At 71.2% G+C, this 18,287-nt stretch carries 17 protein-coding genes; 13 read left to right on the top strand and 4 right to left on the bottom strand.

Annotated elements, in window-relative coordinates:
* Nucleotides 1-30 precede the first annotated feature (30 nt).
* Complete coding sequence (locus ACSDR0_RS16670) at nucleotides 31-600, bottom strand: hypothetical protein (protein WP_435289714.1); 570 nt, start codon at nucleotides 598-600, stop codon at nucleotides 31-33.
* Nucleotides 601-948: 348 nt separating this feature from the next.
* Here ACSDR0_RS16670 and ACSDR0_RS16665 point away from each other — a divergent pair, with 348 nt between their 5' ends.
* The 3 genes from ACSDR0_RS16665 (at nucleotide 949) to thpR (ending at nucleotide 3,477) form a co-directional block, all read left to right on the top strand.
* The gene (locus tag ACSDR0_RS16665) at nucleotides 949-1,404 is read left to right on the top strand and encodes a MarR family winged helix-turn-helix transcriptional regulator (RefSeq protein ID WP_435289713.1); all 456 of its coding nucleotides are present in this window, start codon (nucleotides 949-951) and stop codon (nucleotides 1,402-1,404) included.
* Nucleotides 1,405-1,577: 173 nt separating this feature from the next.
* Nucleotides 1,578-2,933, top strand: a complete 1,356-nt coding sequence (locus ACSDR0_RS16660; protein WP_435289712.1) for an MFS transporter — start codon at nucleotides 1,578-1,580, stop codon at nucleotides 2,931-2,933.
* Nucleotides 2,887-3,477, top strand: coding sequence for an RNA 2',3'-cyclic phosphodiesterase (gene thpR / locus ACSDR0_RS16655; RefSeq protein ID WP_435289711.1), 591 nt, complete (start codon nucleotides 2,887-2,889; stop codon nucleotides 3,475-3,477). The genes ACSDR0_RS16660 and thpR overlap by 47 nt, the downstream gene beginning before the upstream one ends.
* A gap of 162 nt (nucleotides 3,478-3,639) precedes the next feature.
* Here the strand turns inward: thpR and ACSDR0_RS16650 are convergent, their stop codons facing one another.
* The gene (locus ACSDR0_RS16650) at nucleotides 3,640-4,608 is read right to left on the bottom strand and encodes an aldo/keto reductase (protein ID WP_435289710.1); all 969 of its coding nucleotides are present in this window, start codon (nucleotides 4,606-4,608) and stop codon (nucleotides 3,640-3,642) included.
* A 119-nt stretch (nucleotides 4,609-4,727) separates the two neighbouring features.
* On the opposite strand from ACSDR0_RS16650, the gene ACSDR0_RS16645 reads away from it, so the two are divergent.
* Nucleotides 4,728-5,795 carry a hypothetical protein gene (locus ACSDR0_RS16645; RefSeq protein ID WP_435289709.1) on the top strand — a complete coding sequence of 356 codons (1,068 nt, stop codon included), beginning with the start codon at nucleotides 4,728-4,730 and terminating at the stop codon, nucleotides 5,793-5,795.
* Nucleotides 5,796-5,979: 184 nt separating this feature from the next.
* On the opposite strand, the gene ACSDR0_RS16640 is transcribed toward ACSDR0_RS16645, so the two are convergent.
* Entirely contained in the window at nucleotides 5,980-6,357 is a 378-nt protein-coding gene (locus ACSDR0_RS16640) for an STAS domain-containing protein (RefSeq protein ID WP_435289708.1), read from the bottom strand.
* 326 nt (nucleotides 6,358-6,683) lie between these two features.
* Between ACSDR0_RS16640 and ACSDR0_RS16635 the strand changes: the two genes are divergently transcribed.
* The 4 genes from ACSDR0_RS16635 to ACSDR0_RS16620 all read left to right on the top strand — a co-directional run bounded on the left by ACSDR0_RS16635 (nucleotide 6,684) and on the right by ACSDR0_RS16620 (nucleotide 11,135).
* Nucleotides 6,684-7,709 (top strand): NAD-dependent epimerase/dehydratase family protein, encoded by a 1,026-nt coding sequence (locus tag ACSDR0_RS16635; RefSeq protein ID WP_435289707.1) that lies wholly within the window; start codon nucleotides 6,684-6,686, stop codon nucleotides 7,707-7,709.
* Nucleotides 7,710-7,814: 105 nt separating this feature from the next.
* Complete coding sequence (lhgO, locus tag ACSDR0_RS16630; protein ID WP_435289706.1) at nucleotides 7,815-9,005, top strand: L-2-hydroxyglutarate oxidase; 1,191 nt, start codon at nucleotides 7,815-7,817, stop codon at nucleotides 9,003-9,005.
* A gap of 34 nt (nucleotides 9,006-9,039) precedes the next feature.
* The gene (locus tag ACSDR0_RS16625) at nucleotides 9,040-9,747 is read left to right on the top strand and encodes a response regulator transcription factor (protein WP_435289705.1); all 708 of its coding nucleotides are present in this window, start codon (nucleotides 9,040-9,042) and stop codon (nucleotides 9,745-9,747) included.
* Nucleotides 9,747-11,135 carry a HAMP domain-containing sensor histidine kinase gene (locus ACSDR0_RS16620; protein WP_435289764.1) on the top strand — a complete coding sequence of 463 codons (1,389 nt, stop codon included), beginning with the start codon at nucleotides 9,747-9,749 and terminating at the stop codon, nucleotides 11,133-11,135. Before ACSDR0_RS16625 ends, ACSDR0_RS16620 begins: the two co-directional genes overlap by 1 nt.
* Before the next feature lie 118 nt (nucleotides 11,136-11,253).
* On the opposite strand, the gene ACSDR0_RS16615 is transcribed toward ACSDR0_RS16620, so the two are convergent.
* Nucleotides 11,254-13,272: an efflux RND transporter periplasmic adaptor subunit gene (locus ACSDR0_RS16615; RefSeq protein WP_435289704.1), complete on the bottom strand. Its 2,019-nt coding sequence runs from the start codon at nucleotides 13,270-13,272 to the stop codon at nucleotides 11,254-11,256.
* Between the two features lie 147 nt (nucleotides 13,273-13,419).
* On the opposite strand from ACSDR0_RS16615, the gene ACSDR0_RS16610 reads away from it, so the two are divergent.
* From ACSDR0_RS16610 to ACSDR0_RS16590, 5 genes are all read left to right on the top strand, one after another.
* A complete protein-coding gene (locus tag ACSDR0_RS16610) occupies nucleotides 13,420-14,595 on the top strand; it encodes an efflux RND transporter periplasmic adaptor subunit (protein ID WP_435289703.1) in 1,176 nt (391 codons plus the stop codon).
* Nucleotides 14,592-15,323, top strand: a complete 732-nt coding sequence (locus ACSDR0_RS16605; protein ID WP_435289702.1) for an ABC transporter ATP-binding protein — start codon at nucleotides 14,592-14,594, stop codon at nucleotides 15,321-15,323. The genes ACSDR0_RS16610 and ACSDR0_RS16605 overlap by 4 nt, the downstream gene beginning before the upstream one ends.
* Nucleotides 15,320-16,591, top strand: coding sequence for an ABC transporter permease (locus ACSDR0_RS16600; protein WP_435289701.1), 1,272 nt, complete (start codon nucleotides 15,320-15,322; stop codon nucleotides 16,589-16,591). The genes ACSDR0_RS16605 and ACSDR0_RS16600 overlap by 4 nt, the downstream gene beginning before the upstream one ends.
* A 37-nt stretch (nucleotides 16,592-16,628) precedes the next feature.
* Nucleotides 16,629-17,201: a hypothetical protein gene (locus ACSDR0_RS16595; RefSeq protein ID WP_435289700.1), complete on the top strand. Its 573-nt coding sequence runs from the start codon at nucleotides 16,629-16,631 to the stop codon at nucleotides 17,199-17,201.
* A 250-nt stretch (nucleotides 17,202-17,451) separates the two neighbouring features.
* On the top strand, nucleotides 17,452-18,150 hold the full coding sequence (locus tag ACSDR0_RS16590; protein WP_435289699.1) for a response regulator transcription factor: 699 nt from the start codon (nucleotides 17,452-17,454) through the stop codon (nucleotides 18,148-18,150).
* The last annotated feature ends 137 nt before the right edge of the window (nucleotides 18,151-18,287 follow it).

Genomic DNA, 18,287 nt, shown 5'->3' with positions numbered 1-18,287 from the left:
GGCCGCGCGTGTCTCACCGTGCCGTCGTGCTCAACGCCCTCTGGGGCCACCGGGCAGCAGCCCCGCGCGGTATGCCTTGAGGACGGCATCGGACTCGGCCTGGGTGAGCGTGCCGCCGGTGACGGCCGCCTTCAGCCGTTCGGCCAGGACCGCCTCGGCCTCGGCGCCGCGCTGCTGACGGAGCGTCTCCAGCGCGGCGGTGACCTTGTCCGCTGTGATGCCGAGCTTGGCGGCCAGGGCTTCGGCGTGTTCCTGGAGGGCGGCCTTCCTGGCCTCGTCCCGCGGGGCGGCCTGCCCGGCGCCCCTGGGAGGTCGGCCCGGCCCGCCTGCCCCGCGGACCTCCTCCAGGGCCGTGGTGACCTTGTCCTCGTCGAGCCCGAGGAGCTCGGCGAGCTTGGCGGCGATCTCCCCGTGGCCGCCACGGCCGCCGTGGCCACCGTGCGGGCCGCGTTCCGTGCCGTCGGGGGCGGTGCCGGGGGTCGCCGAGGACGACGGCGCGGGGGTGGGGCTGGTCGCCCAGGCCGCCACGGGGACGGCCAGCCCACCGGCCAGAGCGGTGCCGACGCCGGCGATGATGATCATGCGCTTGGTGCGGTTCATGTAACTCCCTGTCTGATATGGAGCACTTACCGGACAGATGCTCGGGCGACCAGATGAGACCCTCCTCATCCCAGGCTGAGAATCCGGTGAGATCCGGCACACCTCGTCCGGCCGGTCGTGGATCACCGTCGCCGGAGAGCCGCACGGGGGACCCCGCCGTGAAACCCTGTTCAGGGCCGGGTACGGGGCGGCCGGGCCCGGAAATCCGGCGGCCGGCGCGGGTGTTCCAGGTGGGGTTGGCGATCCCCCCTCCGTCTGGCACGCTGTACGGCCCGCATCGAGAAGGAAACCCGTTGGAGGGAATCACGTGTATTCGTATATAGTTAGCAAAGGTAATGACCTACGCTAATGAATCACCCCAGGAAGGACCACGTCGCGAACCTGCGCAGCGACGCCGGTCTGGCTTCGGCTCTGCGCGTGTCACTGGCACGACTGAACAGACGCCTGCGCAGGCAGGCCGCGGTGCACTCGCTGACGCCCACCCAGCTCGCGACGCTCGCCGCCGTAGAACGGCATTCCGGGATAACCCCCGGCGAATTGGCCGAGCTGGAGAAGGTCCAGCCACCCTCGATGACACGCGTGATCGCCGTGCTGGCCGAGCGGGAGCTGGTGTCACGTACACCGCACCCGACCGATCGGCGCCAGGTGACCGTGGGCGTGACCGAGCAGGGCTCAACGCTGCTGAGGGAGGAGCGCCGCCTCAAGGAGGCGTGGCTGACGCAGCGGCTGAAGGAGCTGACACCCGAGGAGAGGGCGACACTCCGGCAGGCGGCTCCAATACTGGAGAAGCTCAGCCGGATCTAGCCGACCCCGAGGAACCCGGGGCCCCGGCGGCTTCGCGCGAGGCCGAGGCGTCCACCGCGCCGGACGGAGAGCCGGGTACGGCCCGGGACGGGGAACCGGACCTGGAGCCCGAGGGGAGGCCGGACGGGGAACCGGGGGCCAACTCGGGCCGGAAGACCCGTAAGAAGACCGGGTTGAGGGCGAGGGTACGGCGGCGGCGGGCCGCTAGGGCCGCCGCCACCGCGAACGAGTTCCAGGCCATCGAGAGCGGGACGGCCCAGGCCGTGCCCGAGGCGCGGGGCGGGATGTTCCGCTCCCTGCGGATCTACAACTACCGGCTGTTCGCGGCCGGAGGCGTGGTCTCCAACGTCGGCTCGTGGATGCAGCGCACCGCGCAGGACCTGCTGGTTCTGGACCTGACGAACGGCAGCGCCTTCGCGCTGGGCGTGACCGTCATGCTGCAGTTCCTACCGTTGCTGCTCTTCGGCCTCTGGGGCGGCATGCTCGCCGACCGCTATCCCAAGCGGCAATTGCTGATCGTCGCCCAGTCGCTCATGGGCCTGCTGGCGCTCACCATGGGCGTGCTCGCCGTGACAGGCTCGGCCCGGGTCTGGCAGGTGTTCGTGATGGCGTTCATGCTCGGCCTCATCGCCTGTGTCGAGGTGCCGACCCGGCAGTCGTTCGTCGTGGAGATGGTCGGCCGCAAGGACCTGTCCAACGCGATCGCGCTGAACGCGTCGAGCTTCAACCTGGCCCGCGTGGTCGGCCCGGCCGTCGCGGGTGTCCTGATCTACGCGCTCGGCGGCACCGGCCCGATCTTCCTGATCAACGCGCTGTCCTTCGCGGGCGTGCTCGCCGGTCTGGTGCTCATGCGCACCTCCGAGCTGACCACCCCGGAACCGGTGCCGAGGGCCAAGGGGCAGCTCCGCGAGGGCCTGCGCTACGTGATGGCGCGGCCAGAGCTGCTCATGCCGATACTGCTGATCGCCTTCGTCTCGCTGTTCACGCAGTCGTTCTCGATGTCGATCGCCCTCATGGCGCGCCAGGTCTTCGGGGCGGGCGCGGCCTCGTTCGGGCTGGCCTCCAGCATGTTCGCGGTCGGCGCGCTGGCGGGCGCGCTCATGGCGGCTCGGCGGGTACGGCCCAGCCGGAGGCTGCTGGTCGGTGGCGCGGTCGCGTTCGGCCTGTTCCAGATCGTCAGCGGCCTGGCCCCGTGGTACCCCCTGTACCTGGTCTCTCTCGTGCCCGCCGGCATCGCGCTGATCTCGGTCAACACCGCCGCCAACGCCAGCGTGCAGCTCGCCACCTCGCCGGAGATGCGCGGCCGGGTCATGGGGATCTACGTGCTCGTGTTCACCGGGGGAGCGCCCTTCGGTGCGCTGCTGCTCGGCTGGATCTCCGAGCTGGGCGGCCCGCGCGCGGGGGTCATGGTGGGCGGAGCGCTCACCCTGATCGGCTCCGGTGTGGCCATAATGCTGACAAAGATGATCAGCAGGAGGTCGCATGCGGCTGTTCGTGGGGTTGCTACCGCCGCCACCGGCGTGCGATGAACTCGTTCTCGCCCTCGAGGCCCACCGGCCGCGATGGCCGGGGCTTCGCTGGCTGGACCCGGCGAACTGGCACGTGACGCTGTCGTTCCTCGGGGAGGTGCCCGACCCGGCACTCCCCGAGCTGCGGGCGCGGCTCGCCGACGCCGCCGCGCACCACGCGCCGATGACGCTGTCGCTCGCCGGAGCCGGGGCGTTTCCCTCGGCCGACAGGGCGCGGGTCTTCCTGACCGGGCTGGAGGGCGACCTTCCCGGGCTCGCCGACCTGGCCGACCACGTGGGGGCCGAGGCGCTGGCCGCCGGAGCCGGGCAGACGGATCACCGGCGGTTCATCCCGCACCTGAGCCTGGCCAGGTGCCGCGCGGACACGGACCTGAGCCCCCTGGTCGAGGCGTTCGGCCCGTTCTCCGGCACCGCGTGGGAGGCCGGGACGATGCACCTGATACGCAGCAACTTCGGGGGCGGGACCCGCGGCGGGGCCGAGGCCCGCTACGAGACGGTCGACGAATGGCCCCTGACGGCGCGGACACCCCGTGGGCAGAGCTAGGCTCCAGGGCGTGGATCGTCCCCGTCGCTGGCTGCTGCCCACGGTGCTCGCACTGCTCGTGCTCCTCGTGGTGATCGGCGCCCTCGTGTCCTAGCCGCCCGGCGGCCGTGTCCCGGCCGCCTCGCGGCGGCGGTCCCGGCCCCTGTGCCGTCCCGACATCGGCTACCAGGCGTAGTGCTCGGGCGCGGACTTGAAACCGGGGAAGATCTCGTCCAGGCGGGCCAGGGCCTTCTCGTCCAGAACGATCTCCAGTGCCCTGGTGGTGCCGTCGAGCTGGTCGAGCGTGCGCGGCCCGATGATCGGCGCGGTGACGACCTTCTGGTGGAGCAGCCACGCCAGCCCGACGTTCGCCGGGTCCTCGCCCAGCTCGTCGCAGAACGCCTCGTAGCGCTCGATCTTGTCGCGGTGCTTCTCCAGCTGCTTGGTGATCTGCTCCGAGGCCGAACGTCCCTTGTCGATCTTCCGCAGGATGCCGCCGAGCAGGCCGCCCGCGAGCGGGCTCCACGGGATGAGGCCCACGCCGTAGTCCTCGGCCGCCGGGATCACCTCAAGCTCCGGCGCGCGGACGACCAGGTTGTAGTGGGACTGCTCGGAGACCAGGCCGAGGCTGTTGCGCCGCCGCGCGCTCTCCTGGGCCTTGGCGATGTGCCAGCCCGCGAAGTTGGACGACCCCACGTACAGGATCTTGCCCTGCTGCTTGAGGATGTCCATGGCCTCCCAGAACTCGTCGAACGGGGTGTTCCGGTCGACGTGGTGCGCCTGGTAGAGGTCGATGTGGTCGGTCTGCATCCGCTTCAGCGACGCGTCGGCGGCGCGGCGGATGTTGAGCGCGGACAACTGGCCCTCGTTGGGCCAGTCTCCCATCGAGCCGTAGAGCTTCGTGGCGATCACCGTCTTCTCGCGGCGCCCGCCTCCCTTGGCGAACCAGCGGCCGATGATCTGCTCGGTGATGCCCTCGCCCTTCTTCCAGCCGTAGACATTGGCTGTGTCAAAGAAGTTGATCCCCAGCTCGTGGGCGTGGTCCATGATCGCGAAGGAGTCGTCCTCCGTGGTCACGGGGCCGAAGTTCATCGTGCCCAGGCAGAGGCGGCTGACCTTCAGGCCGGTACGGCCAAGCTGCGTATAGTCCATAGGCTCACACTAGGTACCTGGAGTGCACTCAAGGCGAGCGGCTTCACCGGGAAAATCCGCGTCGGCGGGACCCGCCGCGTCTGTGACGCCCACGCGTACCGCCGGGGCATGATGGCTGGATGCTGAGTAAGCCGGGGGGAGTCCTCGTTCGCGTGTTCGCGGTGGCCGGCATGACCGCGGTCACCGTCCTCGCGGGACAGGGCGCGCGGGCGGACGACGGGGAGCGGATCCTCTTCCGCTTCAAGGACGGCCGGATCACCGAGTCGAGCGGGCTGGCTGTCTCGCCGACCCGCAAGGACGTCTACTACACCCACAACGACAGCTCCGCGGGGCCGGTCTTCTTCGCGGTCGGCCCCGACGGGCGGACCCGCGCGACCTTCACCCTGAGGGGGGCGGCGTCCCGTGACTGGGAGGGCATGGCGGCCTCCACCGACCCGCGGACCGGTCAGGGGGTCCTCTGGTTCGCCGACATCGGCGATAACTTGGAGGGGGCATGGCCTGATATTTCCGTATACAGGGTGGTAGAGCCCGCCACGATGAGCGACGCCGTCGTCCCCGCCGTGCGCTACCGGTTCCGCTACGAGGACGGCGGGCGCAACGCCGAGGGCATCATGGTCCACCCGCGCACCGGGCGCCTCTACGTCGTGACCAAGCAGTTCGCCGGTTCCGTCTACCAGGCTCCGAAGCGGCTGCGCACCGACAGGGTCAACGTGCTCCGCAAGGTCGGCTCCGCGCCCATCATGGCCACCGACGCCGCCTACGCCCCCGACGGGTCGAGCTTCGTGATCCGCACCTACTTCTCCGCCACGGTCTACCGCGCCCCGGGAGAGCAGATCGCCCGGGTGACGATGCCGGAGTTGCAGCAGGCCGAGTCGATCGCCTACACGCGCGACGGCAAGTACCTGCTGACCGGCAGCGAGGGGAGCCGCAGCCCGGTCTACCGGGTGCCGCTGCCCCAGGAGGCCCTCGGCACGGCGGCTCCCGAACCCACGTACGCCCGGCGCCAGGCGGCCCCCACTCCGACGCCCGGCGCCGCGGGCGATCCGGCGCCCACACCGGTGGCCGCGGCGAGGGACGGTGAGGCCGCCTCGGACGCGGGGGTGCCGGTCTCGGCCGTACTCCTCTGGCTGGCCATCGCCGCGGGCGCCATCGGCGTCATCACCCTGATCGCCCGCAACACCCGCTGAGAGACACCCGCACGCGCCCGTCCTGGACTCGCGGGGACGCTCGTCCCGAACTCTCGAAAGGGCTGCTGAAGGGCTACCGAAGGCCGTCGGAGGGCCGCCGAAGAACTCCCGGAGGGCTCCTGAAGACTTCCGAGGACTCCCGGAGGCTAGAAGGCGCGGGCCCGTTCCGAAGGTCGTCCGGGGCTCAGCCGGGGGACTGCAGGCCGCGGCGGGAGGCGTGGCTGAGAGAGGCCGCCACGTCGGGGTCGACGGGGAACCAGGCGGAGAGACCGGTCATCTGCAGGAGGCGTTTGAGGACGTCCGATATTCCGGCGAGGCGCAGCCAGCCGCCTGCCTCCGAGGTCGCCTTCGCGCCGCTGAGAAGCACCCGCAGCCCGGTGGAGTCGCAGAAGGTGATGCCCTCGGCGTCGATGACGATGCGCGGGCGGTAGTCGGAGATCAGCTGCTCGATGGTCTCCCTGAGCAGCTCGCTGGAATTACGGTCGATGTCACCCGCAACAGTGATCACGGTGCAGTCCGTGCGCCCGTGGTGATCGACGTCGATGGAGAGCTCTCTGCTCATCGCCTCGTATCCCCACCCGGTGACGCTGTCGGTTCAGGCCGCCATCCGGCCTGATCAAGGTATACCCCTCCACGCCACCGGGGTGGGCGACGGACGGGAGACATGTGCGTAACGGCTGTGAGTGCCCTTCGGTCCCCGCCCGGCCCGGGGCCGGTGTGAAGCATGATCCCATACCAAAAACGAATGACCGCATCGCTATTTATTGCCCCGACATATTCACGTATTCCTTGACCGGCCTGGACCTTTTTCCCACATTGGCAATGACGGTTAAGAAGCAGGCCGCTTATCCCTTCTCTTACGGTGAGGATTGCCGCTAACTTTCGAGCATGCGCGTTTTGATAACCGGAGCATCGGGTTTCGTCGGCTCGCATGCGGTCGTCGCACTCCTCGCCGACGGGCATGAGCCGGTTCTTCTCATACGCGATCCAGAGAAAACGCGCGAGGTGCTGGCCACCGTCGGAGTGACGGGAGCGGTCGCCCTGCACAAGGCCGATATCCGCGACGCGGCGGCCGTTCGGGAGGGGCTCGAACAGTGTGACGCGGTCATTCACGCCGCCGCGGAAATCGGGGTCATCGGCCGGACCGGAGACCCGGACGGTACGAATGTCACCGGGGCCAAGAACGTCCTGGGGCAGGCCGTAGAACTCGGTCTCGACCCGATCGTGCATATTTCCACCGTTAGTGTCTTCGTGCCCCCCGCCGGGCCGGTCATCACGACCGAGAGCCCGCTCGCCACACCGAGGAACGAGTACGGCAGGAGCAAGATCTCAGCGGAACGCTATGCCAGGCGGCTCCAGGATCAGGGAATGCCGATCACGATCGTCTACCCGGCCGGGGTCACCGGGCCGTACCAGCCCTCGCTGGACGCGATGGTGGAAGGGCTGCGCGCCGGGCTGGAACAGGGCTGGCCGATCACCGCGGGCGGCGCCAACATCGTCGACGTACGGGATCTGGCCGTCGTGCTCGCCCGCTGCCTCGAACCGGGGCGGGGTCCGCGCCGCTTCATGCTGGGCGGGCACTACCTCACCTGGGCGCAGCTCGCCGACGTCTGCGACGAGGTGACGGGGAACCGCTGCCGGAGGTTCAGGATCCACCGGTCGGTGCTGCGCGGCGCGGCGGCCGTGGGCGACGTGATGAAGCTGATCAAGGAGATCGACTACCCGCTGACCAGGGACGCCGTCGAGATGATGGTCACGATGGTCCGCACGTACGACACCCCGACCCTGGAGGCACTCGGCGTGAGCCTGCGGCCGGTCCAGGAGACCGTCGCCGACGCGCTGCGCTGGCTGGCCCAGGAAGGACATCTCGCCACCGACAAGGTCGGGAGGCTGGCGGGTAGTGTCACGCGGTGACGCGCTTCCCGCCCTGACGGAGGCGATCACCCCGTGATCACCCCGTGATCACCTCATGGGGAAGCCCACGGGGAAAGCAGGGGAACGACCAGGGAGGAGCCGGCGATGAGGGTCGGGATCGTCGGTGCGGGAATCGTCGGGCTGGCCGTGGCCAGGGAGACGGCGCTGACCCGCGGGGCCACCGTGACCGTCCTCGACAAGGAGGACCGCGTCGGAGCCCACCAGACCGGGCACAACAGCGGCGTCGTCCACGCCGGGATCTACTACCGTCCGGGCTCGCTCAAGGCCAGGCTCTGCCGGGAGGGCGTGGCGATGCTCAGGCAGTACTGCGCCGAGCACCGCATCCCGTACGACGAGGTCGGCAAGCTCGTCGTCGCCTCCACCGGGTCCGAGCGGCCCGAGCTGCGCAAGATCGCCGAGCGGGCCCGCGCGAACGGGGTTCCCGACATCGCCGAGCTCGACGCGCTGGCCCTGCGCGAGATCGAGCCGCACGCCGTCGGCGTGGGCGCCGTGCACTCCCCGCACACCGCGATCGCCGACTTCCCCGCCGTCGCCCGGCGCCTGGCCAGGGACGTGGAGGAGAGCGGGGGCTCGGTGCTGCTGTCCCACCCGGTGCGCGCCGTACGGGAGACCGCGAGCGGGGTGAGCGTCCTGGCGGGGGAACGGACGCTGGATTTCGACCGGGTGATCGTCTGTGCCGGGCTCGGCACCGACACCGTCGCACGGATGGCCGGGATCCCCGGTGACGTGCGGATCATCCCCTTCCGCGGCGAGTACTACGCGCTGGCCGGGGAGGCGAAGGACCTGGTCCGCGGGCTCATCTACCCGGTCCCCGACCCCCGCTACCCGTTCCTCGGCGTGCACCTGACCCGCAGGATCGACGGCGAGGTGCTGGTCGGCCCCAACGCGGTCATGGCGCTGGCGCTGGAGGGTTACTCCTGGCGGGACGTCGACCTCGCCGACCTGGGCCGGATCCTGGCCTGGCGAGGCACCCGGCGGCTGGCCGCCAGGCACTGGCGGACCGGGATCAGGGAGGTGGCCGGCTCGCTGGGCAAAGGATCGTTCCTGAGGGCCGCGCGCCGCTACGTCCCGGCCCTGACCGGCGCCGACCTGGTCAGGACCGCCGGAGGCGTCCGCGCACAGGCTGTGGACGGGCGGGGCGGCATGCTGGACGACTTCGCGATCGACGTGCACGGCCGTGTCGCCCTCGTGCGCAACGCCCCCTCACCGGCGGCCACATCAAGTTTGGCCATTGCCAGGCATATTGTGGGGTTAGCCTCTGTCTTGACCAGTTAACTGCTTTCTCATGTGGGCCGGTGAAAATAGACCAGTGACCGACTCACCCGAGGCCCGCCTGCTGATCGTCGAGGACGAACCCAACATCCTCGAGCTTCTGGCCGCGAGCCTGAGGTTCGCCGGGTTCGGTGTCAACACGGCGGGTAACGGCACGGACGCCGTCGCCGCCGTCCAGCGGCACCGGCCCGACCTCATCGTGCTCGACGTGATGCTGCCCGACATGGACGGCTTCGACGTCGTACGGCGCCTGCGCGGCGGCGGCAGTGACACGCCCGTGGTCTTCCTCACCGCGCGCGACGCCACCGAGGACAAGATCCGTGGGCTGACCGTGGGCGGTGACGACTACGTGACCAAGCCGTTCAGCCTGGAGGAGGTCGTGGCCCGCATCCGGGCCGTGCTGCGCCGTACCGGCTCCGGAGACCTCGCGCCCCGGCCGCCCCGGCTCACCTTCGCCGACGTCGAGCTCGACGACGAGAGCCACGAGGTGTGGCGCAAGGGCAAGGCGGTGGCGCTGTCGCCGACGGAGTTCAAGCTGCTGCGCTACTTCATGGCGAACGCGGGACGGGTGCTGTCCAAGGCCCAGATCCTCGACCACGTGTGGGACTACGACTTCAGGGGCGACGTCGGGATCGTGGAGTCCTACGTCTCCGTGCTCCGTCGCAAGATCGACAATGTCGACCCGAGGCTGATCCACACCCTGCGCGGCGTCGGATACGTGCTGCGCTTACCGCCGGCCTCGTGATGCTCAGCGCGACTCCCCTGCGGGTGAAGCTGATCGGCGTCATCCTGGTCCTGCTGACGATCGCGCTCGCCCTCATCGGCATCGGCAGCGTCTCGATCATGCGCGGTTACCTGATCGACCGCGTCGACAACCAGATCGACCTGACCGTCGACTCCGCGCTGCGCCGCATGAACAACAGGGGCTCCGTCGGGCTGATGGGCAAGTCGATGCCGTCCGACGCCAGGCTGGAACTCCGCGGCAGGAACGGCAAGACCGCCGTCCTGCTCAGCGGTATCGACGTGGAGGGCAAACCGGGGCCGGACGTCCCCCCGCTCCAGGGCGTCCACTCGTTCGAGAGCGGTGACTGGCGGGTCCGGGTGACCTCGCTGGACACCGGTGGAAGCCTCATCGTGGCCGTGGACATGGGCGAGGTACGGCAGATCGTCGGCCAGCTCGCGCTGGTGGAACTGCTCGGCGGGAGCGGCCTGGTGCTGATGCTCGCCGGGGCCGGTGTGGTGATCATCCGCAGGAGCCTGCGCCCGCTGGAGGAGATCGAGCGCACCGCCGAGGCCATCGCCGCGGGCGATCTCGGCCGCCGAATCCCCGACGCCGACCCGCGTACCGAGGTGGGTCGTCTCGGCCGGTCGCTGAACGGCATGCTCGCCCAGATCGAGGCGGCCTTCCGGGCCCGTTCGGAGTCCGAGTCCTCGGCCCGCAGCTCGGAGGAGCGCATGCGCCGGTTCGTCGCGGACGCCTCGCACGAGCTCCGCACGCCGCTGACCTCGATCCGGGGCTTCGCCGAGTTCTACCGGCAGGCGCCCGGCATCGACGCCGTGCCGCTGATGCGCCGGGTCGAGTCCGAGGCGGTCAGGATGGGCCTGCTCGTCGACGACCTGCTGATGCTGGCCCGGCTCGACCGGCAGCGGCCGCTGGCCATGCGCCCGGTCGACCTGCTGGCCATCGCCGCCGACGCCGTCCACGACGCCCGCATCCTGGCCCCGGACCGCGATGTCACGCTCTCGGTGGACGGCTCCGCGCTCATCGTCTCCGGCGACGAGGTGCGTCTTCGCCAGGTCGTGGGCAACCTCATGACCAACGCGCTCACCCACACCCCCGAGCGCACCCCCGTACGGATGATCCTCTCCGGCGCCGACGGCATGGCCGTCATCGAGGTCGCCGACGAGGGGCCGGGCCTCACCCCCGAGCAGCGCGAGCGTGTCTTCGAGCGGTTCTACCGCGCCGACTCCGCCCGGGGGCGGCGCGCTCCCGAGGACGGCGGGAGCGGTCTCGGCCTGGCCATCGTGGCCGCGATGGTCGAGGCCCACGGCGGACGCGTCGCGGTGGAGTCGGATCCGGGCAAGGGCTCGACGTTCCGGGTGATCCTCCCCCTCGCCCCGGAATCCGACTGAAGCCGGCCTCTCGAACCCGGCCGGCTCCGATTGAACCCGGCCGGCTCCGGCTGAAACTCGCCCCCGAACCCAACTGAATCCCACTAAATCCCGCTAATTGAGCCGGTCGTCGCCCGGTTCAGGGGGCGCCCGTACCGGGTTCCGGCCAGCTGCTGTCGGGGAACTCACCTCCGGCCCCGCCCCCCGGCAGTACCACCCGGTCGTTCTCGGACAGCCCGGAGGTGATCTCGACGTACCGGTCGCCGCGGACCCCCGTCTCCACGACCCGCTCGGCACCGCCCTGCACGGTGACCCTGGAGACCCCGCCCCTGGTCCGTACGGCCTGCGCCGGGACGTAGAGCGTCTCCGCGGACTCGGCGACGGTCACGGTGACCGAGGCGGTCTGGCCCACCAGGAGGTTCGCCGGGGGCTCGTCGAACGCGATCGTGACGCCGTACCTCACCAGCCGGTCGCCGGTGGTCGCGGTGGGCGCGATCCCCGTCACGGTGCCCGTGTACTTCTCCCCTTGTCGCGTGGCCAGGGTGATCGCCGCCTGCTGTCCCAGCTTCAGGCTGCCGATGTCCGACTCGGTGAACAGCGCCTCCACCTGGAGCCCGTCCAGGTTCCCGAGGGTGAGGAAGGCGCCGGTGCCCGCGTTGTCGCCGACCGCCCCGGCCACGGACATGACGGTGCCGTCGGCGGGGGCGACGATCCGCACGCCCGCGAGTTCCTCCGCGGCGTCGGTCAGCTCGGCACGGGCCTGCTTCACGCGGGCCTCGGCCTGCTCAACGGTGAGCGCCCGCCCGGTCCCGCCGCCCTGCTGAGGACCCTGCTGGGTGTTCTGCCCGGTGTTCCTGTTCGAGGAGGTGCCCCTGTCCGTTCCCGTGCTCGCGCTCGGCTTCGGGGTGGGGCATCGGCCGGTGGTGGGCTTGGGGGTCGCGGTCGGCACGGCCGTGCCGGTGGGTCGGGTGGGGCTCGCCGTCGGCCCGGGATGCTCACCGGGGCCGGTGGAGGGGCCCGAGGGCGGGGTGGACGGGATCGGCCCGCTCCCGTCCGGCCTCGCGGTCACGGTGACCGTCGCGGTGGCCGTCACCGTCACCGTCGGAGCGGCCGTCACGGTGACGGTGACCGTCGGCGCGGGCCGGGGAGAGCCGCCCGGCCGCGTCGCCGTCGGTGTCACGGTCGGTGTCGGTGTGGCCGCGGGCGTCGCGGTCGAGGTCCGGGCGAGCGCGGACGCCGAGGCCGAGGGCCGCGCCGGTACGGACGCCGGAGCCGAGTCCCGTACCGGAACGGGGGTGGGAGTAGGGGTGAGGGCGGGTGCCGCCACGGAGCGGTACCCGGCGGGGACGATCCCGCCCGCGGGAACGGCCCGCACCGTCCGCATCGGTCCGGTCGGCGCGGGCGCCGGGGGTGGCGAGAGCGTGTGCGCGGGCCCCTGGGTGGGGGCACCCGTCCCGGTCGGGGCGGGCGTGGGGGTGGCGCCCGCCCCCGGAGGCCGCGTCGCCGCGGGCTCGCAGCCGGTCTGCCTGGCGGAGCCCGACCGATCGGACCCTGCCCGGTCACCCGCCTGGTCCCCCGTCTGGTCGGACCCCGTCCGATCACCCGCCTGGTCCTCTGTCCGGTCGGAGCCCGTCCGGTCGGTCGCCTGGTCCCCCGTTTGGTCGGAGCCCGTCTGACCTCCTGTCCGGTCCGTCGTCCGGTCCTCGCCACTGCTCCCCGTCTGGTCGCCGGCCTGCTCCCCGCTCTGCTGCCCGACCCCGGTCGTCCCCGTACTCTCCGGCGTGCTTCCCGCCGTCTCCAGCGCCTCCTCGGCCGCCGCGAGCTGCGCCTTCGCCGCGTCGTGGCGCTCGCGCGCGGGGGCGGAACCGATCCTGGCGAGTACGTCTCCCCTGTCGACCCTGTCCCCGGCCTTGACGTAGACCTTCGTGACCGTCCCCGATCCGCCGAAGGCCAGGTCGCGGGTGGCGTAGTCCACGGTGCTGCCCGCGGCCGACACCGCGGCGGTCACCGTCCCGCGCCTGGCGGACGCCAGTTCCACCCGGGGGGCCTGGTCGGAGCCGCCGTCGAGCGCGACGATCGCCCCCGCGCCCACCAGGACGAGGGCGGCCAGGGCGAGTCCTCCCGCGCGCAGCTTCTTCGGGAGATGGGTCGGTCTCATGGCGGACATCCTGGACCGCCTGATTCACAGCATGCTCACAGGCCCCTGAAGGTTTGCTGTGCATCACGAGCGGTACGACAACGTCTGCAGGAAATCTTCAGCCTTCGCCGGGGTGAGCCCAAGCCTGATGCGCCAGGGTCAGGCGCTGTGAAGCTGTCGACCAAGCGCGGAGCGCTGATCGTGAACGGGACCCTGGGGGTCCTGTTGCTGGGCGGAGTGGTGATCGCCTACTCCTCCCTCGGCGGCGAGGCCTCATCCGCCAACGCCGCGGTGCGGACCGTGCCGGTGACCCGGGCCACGGTCTCCGCCTCCGTCTCCGCCTCGGGGACCGTGGCCAGCGCCCGCTCGCGGTCGCTCGCCTTCGGATCGAACGGCACCGTCGAGAAGATCTACGTCAAGGCCGGGGACAAGGTCACCGCGGGGCAGATCCTCGCCCGGCTGGACGACGACTCGGCGCAGGAGAGCCTGGACGCGGCCGCCGCCGCCCTCGACACCGCGGACGACGACACCTCGACCGCCGCGGCCTACGCCCAGTACGTCACGGCCAGGAACACCTACCGGTCCGCGAAGCGCGCGGCGGACGGCACCGTCATCAAGGCGCCGTTCGCCGGTACGGTCACCGCCGTCAACGGCACGGTCGGAGGATCCTCGGGCGCCACCTCCAAGGCCGCGACCGGCACCGGCGCGAACGGCGCGACCAGCTCGGCCGGTTCTGGGGCCTCCGCGAACTCGGGCGGCGCGGCGAACGCCTCGGGCGGTTTCATCGACCTCGCCGACACCCGCAGGCTCCAACTCGTCGGCACCTTCACCGAGACCGACGTCACCAAGCTCAAGATCGGCCAGACGGCCTCCATCGGGTTCGACGCGCTCACCGGCGTCACCGCCTCCGGGAAGGTCACCCAGATCCAGCCGACCGCCACCACCAGCAACAACGTGGTCCAGTACCCGGTGACGATCTCCTTCACCGAGGTGCCGAAGGAGGTCAGGCTCGGCCAGACGGCCACGGTCGGGGTCGTCGTCGAACGCGCCGAGGACGTGCTCGCCGTCTCCTCCACGGTGATCTCCACGGCGGGCGGGCGGAGCACGGTGACCGTGCTGCGAGACGGCCGCCAGACGCCCGTACAGGTGGAGGCCGGGATCAAGGGGGACGCGCTCACCGAGATCAGGTCCGGGCTCGCCGAGGGCGACCAGGTGGTCCGCCCGGCGGCCACGGAGACCACCCAGCAGGGCGGCTTCCCCGGCTTCGGCGGCGGAGGCGGCGGGCGCAACGGCGGCGGCGGCAACGGCGGCCCCCGTCCCGTCGGGGGAGGGAACGGCCAGTGACCGTCCCCGTCCTGTCCCTCACGGACATCACCAAGGTGTACGGCCGGGGAGACGCCGAGGTCCGGGCGCTGCGCGGGGTGTCGCTCAGCGTCGACCAGGGCGACTACGTCGCCATCATGGGCGCCTCGGGCTCCGGCAAGTCCACGCTCATGAACATCCTGGGCTGCCTGGACGTGCCCACCTCCGGCGACTACCGCATCGACGGCACCGATGTCGGCTCGCTGGACGAGCGCAGGCTCGCCGTACTCCGCAACCGGAAGATCGGCTTCGTCTTCCAGTCGTTCAACCTCATCCCCCGGATGAGCGCGCTCGCCAACGTCGAACTGCCCATGGCGTACGGCGGGGTCGGCGCCGCCGACCGGCGGGCCCGCGCCCTGGCGGCCCTGGACCAGGTCGGCCTGTCCGACCGGGTGCGCCACGAGCCGAACGAGCTCTCCGGCGGCCAGCAGCAGCGGGTGGCCGTGGCCAGGGCGCTGGTCACCGCGCCCGCCCTCCTGCTCGCCGACGAGCCGACCGGCAACCTCGACACCGCCTCCACCGGGGACGTGCTGGGCATCCTCGACCGGCTGAGCGTCGCGGGCAGGACGATCGTGATCATCACCCACGAGGACGACGTGGCCGCCCACGCCAAGAGGGTCATCCGCCTGGTGGACGGCCGGATCGTCGAGGACCGCCGTCAGGCCCCCGCCGACGGCCTCCCGCCCCGCATGCCGGAGGTCACCGCGTGAGCCGGCTCGAAATCCTGAGGTTCGCGCTCCGGGGGCTGGCTGCCAACAAGCTGCGCAGCTTCCTGACCACCCTCGGCATCCTCATCGGGGTGGCGGCCGTGATCCTGCTGGTCGCCTTCGGCGAGGGGGCCTCGCAGAGCATCCAGCAGTCCATCCAGCGGCTCGGCGCCAACACCCTCACCGTCTCGGCGTCCTTCGCCGGAGGCGGTGGCGGTGGCGGCGGTTTCGGAGGGGGCGGCGGTGGCCGGGCGGCCGGGGGCCAGAACGAGGGCCCGCGCACCCAGGCCAGGCCGCTCACCCTGGAGGACGCCAGGGCGCTGACCGACCGCGAGCAGGTTCCGTCGGTGCGGAGCGTGTCGCCCGTGGTGACCGCGAACGCGGCCCCCGCCGTCCACGAGGGCGCCAGCCACACGATCGCGCAGCTCGTGGGCACCTACCCCAGTTACTTCGAGGCGACGAACAAGCCCGTCGGGAGCGGCACCTACTTCGTCAACGACGACGTGCTCGCCGCCAGGAAGGTCATGGTCATCGGGCGGACCGTGGCCGAGGAGCTGTTCGGCACGGCCGACCCGGTCGGCGGGCAGATCAGCGTTTCCGGGGTGCCGTTCACGGTGATCGGGGTGCTCAAGGAGTCGGGTTCCTCGGGCATGCAGGACGCCGACGACGTGGCCGTCGTGCCGCTGCCGGCCGTGCAGCAGAGCCTGACCGGGTTCGGCGCGCTCGGCTCGATCATCGTGCAGGCGACCGGCGCCGACACGACCGACTCCGCGCAGGCCGAGGTGACCGCCGTACTCGACCAGCGGCACGGCATCACCCCGGCGGGCGTCGCGGACTACCGGATCCTGAACCAGGCCACCCTGCAGGAGACCGTCAGCTCGACCATCGGGATCTTCACCGCCCTGCTCGGCGCGGTCGCGGCCATCTCCCTGTTGGTCGGCGGCATCGGCATCACCAACATCATGCTCGTCACCGTCACCGAACGGACCAGGGAGATCGGCATCAGGAAGGCCATCGGCGCGCCCAGGAGCGCCATTCTCGGCCAGTTCCTGCTGGAGGCGACGGTACTGAGCCTGGTGGGCGGCCTGTCGGGCGTCGCGATCGCGTTCGCCGGCACCCGCTTCACGATCGCCGGGATCTCACCGGTGCTCGTACCGTCCTCGATCGCGCTGGCCCTCGGCGTCTCCGTGGGCATCGGGCTGTTCTTCGGTGGCTACCCGGCCAACCGGGCGGCCAGGCTCCGGCCCATCGAGGCCCTGCGTCACGAGTGACCCGTACGGCTTACGCGGCTTAGGCAAGGAGAGACACATGGGCGGCAACGCCGACGAGACGGTCCCGGCGGGGAGACCCCTGGAGAGTTCCCCGTTTCAGGGGGACCTGGACAGCGAGCTGGCGGCCCGGCCGCCGCGCCGCCTGTCGACGCTCACCCTCGTGCTGGGCGCCGGGGTGATGCTCGTGGCGGGGGTGATCGTGGGCATCCAGGCGCAGAAGGCGATGGGCGGCCCGTCCGGCGTCCCCGCGGCGGCGATGCGGCAGGGCGGCGCGGGCCCCGGCGGCTTCGGTGGCTTCGGCGGTGGTCAGCAGGGCGGCCAGGGCCCTCAGGAGGGCCGGGGCGGCCAGGAGGCCGGTCAGGGCGGTGGCGGCCGGGGTGGCATGACCGTCGGCACCGTGCGGCGCGTCGAGGGCGGCAAGGTCTACGTCCAGACGGCGGACGGCTCGGTCGTGACCGTGAACACCACGGACGAGACGTCCGTACGCGTCGCGAAGGAGGGCAAGGTCACCGACCTCAAGCCCGGAGGCGCGGTGGTCGTGCGGGGAGCCACGGCCGACGACGGCTCGGTGACCGCGACCGCCATCAACGAGGGCGCCGGACGCCGGTGAACCGGCCGTGGCGCCCGGCGCGGCGGCCCGTTTCCCGGGAGCGGCGGCGAACCGGCCGCCAGGGGCGGGGATGTCAGGTTTCCGGGAACGACGATCGGCGCGGCGGCCCGTTTCCCGGAAGCGGCGGTGAACCGGGGCCAGGAAGGGGGCCGGCGCGCCGGTTTCCGGGAGGAGTGGAGCTGAGACGGTTCTCAGGAAACGTTCAGCCCTGGCTGAGCTGCGTTCCAGCGAGGTGAGCGAGCCTCGGGGTGTGCTGGACAGAGTGGAAGCCCGATTGCTGGTCGTGGACGACGAACCGAATATCAGGGAGTTACTCTCGGCCAGCTTGCGCCTGTCCGGGTTCGAGGTGGTGACCGCGGTGGACGGCCGGGAGGCCGTGCACTTCGCCGAGCGCGTCCGTCCCGACCTGGTCGTGCTGGACGTGATGTTGCCCGACATGGACGGTTTCGCCGTGGCGGGGCGGCTGCGGGAGATGGGCGGGCAGATGCCCGTGCTCTTCCTGACCGCGCGGGACGGCACCGACGACAAGGTGGCCGGGCTGCGGCTGGCCGACGACTACGTGACCAAGCCGTTCAGCCTGGAGGAGGTCCTCGCCCGCATCCGGGCCGTCCTCCGCCGTACCAGGGGAGACCTCGACCTGCCCGTACGCCTGCAGGTCGGCGATCTCGAGCTGGACGAGGAGGCGCACCAGGTCTGGCGCTCCGGCGTCCCGGTGCGGCTGTCGCCGACCGAGTTCAAGCTCCTGCACTACTTCATGGTCAACACCGGCAGGGTGCTGTCCAAGGCGCAGATCCTCGACCACGTCTGGAACTACGACTTCGGCGGCGACGCCGGGGTGGTCGAGTCCTATGTCTCCTACCTGCGCCGGAAGGTCGACACGGCCGAGCCCCGGCTCATCCACACCCTCCGCGGGGTGGGCTATGTTCTGCGACCGCCCCACAGTGATTGAACTTTCAGCTGATATTCAGCTTTAGCTGACCCGTTTCCAAGCTTTATGTGTTCAAATAGACAATGCACGACCCCCGATCACCTCGGAAGCATCCGATGGGCTCGGGCTCGCCTCCAGCTGCGGGGGAGACGAGCTCG

It is taken from the genome of Streptosporangium sp. G11 (genome assembly GCF_051192615.1).
Classification (GTDB): Bacteria; Actinomycetota; Actinomycetes; order Streptosporangiales; family Streptosporangiaceae; genus Streptosporangium.
The sequence above is the reverse complement of the archived record's forward strand: the minus strand, read 5'-3'. Positions and strand labels throughout refer to the sequence as shown.